The sequence below is a fragment of the Mesorhizobium sp. P2_A12 genome, from assembly GCF_056405075.1.
The window spans coordinates 1-1,424 of sequence record NZ_JBFUCU010000074.1 but is presented as its reverse complement, the minus strand read 5'-3'; the positions used below and the strand labels follow the sequence as shown (position 1 = coordinate 1,424).

1 protein-coding gene is annotated in these 1,424 nt (G+C 61.9%); it reads right to left on the bottom strand.

The features are described 5' to 3' along the window. The coding region (locus AC1DZU_RS35515) for an FG-GAP repeat domain-containing protein (RefSeq protein WP_477292113.1) at window positions 1–1,326 on the bottom strand (1,326 nt) is incomplete at its 3' end. Window positions 1,327–1,424 lie beyond the last annotated feature (98 nt).

The window sequence follows — 1,424 nt, the reverse complement described above, 5'->3', positions numbered from 1 at the left end:
GCCGCCTGAGCTGATGCGGACAGTGGCACCAAGCAGATTCGAACTGTCATCATCCGAGATCGCCAAGCTAGGCGAGAGCGTCTGCGCCGCCGCGTTCTCCGTATACGCCGCGCTCGTCGCCACCGACGACAGAACCGGCGCATCGTTGATGGCTGTGACAGTGACCGTGGTCTGCTGGACTGCGCTGAGGGCGGTGCTGTTGTTGAGCAGCACCGAGACGCTGTCGGAGCCGTAGTTGGTGACCGCCAGGTCGGCACCGCCGACGCCGTCCAGGTCGCCGATGGCGACGTTCCACGGCGCCGATCCGGTTGGCATATTTACAGCGGCCGCGAAGGTGCCGTCGCCATTCCCGAGCAGCACCGAGACATCGTTGGAACTAAAATTGGTTACTGCCAGGTCTAGCTTGCCGTCGCCGTTGAGGTCAGCTGTCCTGACGCCAGACGGGTTTGTTCCGACCGCGAAATTCGTTGCCGTGCCGAAGCCGCCAAGGCCATCGCCGAGCAGCACCGAAGCACTGTTGGCTCCGAGGCCGACGATATCGAGCTTGCCGTCGCCGTTGAAGTCACCGACCGCAAGGGATCCTGTTGCGGCGAAATTGCTTGCGGCTGCGAAGGTGCCATCTCCGTTCCCGAGCAACAGGGAAAAATCGGCGGAGTCCGTATTCGACACCGCGAGATCCAGCTTGCCATCGCCGTTCAGGTCCGCGAGGACAGTTGAGTAGTGCGGCCCGCCTTCTACAGTGAGATTGGTTGCGGCCGCGAAGGTGCCGTCGCCATTCCCGAGCAGCACCGAGACACTGTTCGAGGTTTGGTTGCCGGTAAGCAGGTCGAGCTTGCCGTCGCCGTTCAGATCCCCAAGCGCGACCGATCTCGGATTCGTTCCGGTGTTGAAGTTGGTTGCGGCGCCGAAGCCGCCAAGGCCGTCGCCGAGCAGCACCGAGACGTTGTTGGAATTAACGTTCGAAGTGGTGAGGTCGAGATTGCCATCACCGTTTACATCGGCCATCGCAACCCAAGTTGGGCCTGTCCCCGTCGCAAATGTCGTTGCGGCGCCAAAGCCGCCCTGCCCATCGCCGAGCAGCACCGAGACATTGTTGGCATCAACATTCGAGGTCACAAGATCGGCCCGCCCGTCGCCGTTCAGGTCACTGATGGCAACAATGAAGGGTCCGCCAACCGAAGCTTGAACCGCGTATTGGCTCTGCCCCTGATACAGGTTCCCCGACACCGGCGTGCCGTCATTCACCTGCCACTCGATGGTACGGGTATTGTCGCCGCCGAAATCAGTCGGATTCTCGCTGGTGGATGAAAAGGTGACGGTGCGCAACACCTCCTGGTAGTGGGCCAACGTGTCGTTGCCGGACAGGACCAGGGTCTCGTTCGCCGCGTTCCAGGTCGCGCTGATGCTCGTGCCAGTGGTGATGG